At 34.4% G+C, this 247-nt stretch carries 1 protein-coding gene; it reads left to right on the top strand.

Annotated elements, in window-relative coordinates; all coding sequences use genetic code 11:
- Window positions 1–16: 16 nt before the first annotated feature.
- Window positions 17–220, top strand: a complete 204-nt coding sequence (locus tag AT575_RS10375) for a hypothetical protein (RefSeq protein WP_245871547.1) — start codon at window positions 17–19, stop codon at window positions 218–220.
- The last annotated feature ends 27 nt before the right edge of the window (window positions 221–247 follow it).

The following is a 247-nucleotide window of genomic DNA, read 5'->3' as shown; positions in this document are numbered from 1 at the left end:
GAAAAAGGAACCGCCTATGACTAAAAAATATAAGCCAGCTGATTTAACGCCTACAGAAAGAGAAGAATTAATAAGATTAAGAGCTGAAACAGCCTATTTAAAAACAGAAAATGAAGCAATAAAAAAATTAATCGCCTTGAGACACAAAAAGGAAGCTGCGCTACTCAAGGCGAAAAAGCGGCAATCGTCAAGGAACTTAAAGAAAAAGGATATCACATAAAATATCTTCTCAAAGCAGTAAACTTAG

Source organism: Streptococcus penaeicida, from assembly GCF_002887775.1.
Lineage (GTDB): Bacteria > Bacillota > Bacilli > Lactobacillales > Streptococcaceae > Streptococcus > Streptococcus penaeicida.
This window is presented reverse-complemented; position numbering and strand designations above follow the sequence as displayed.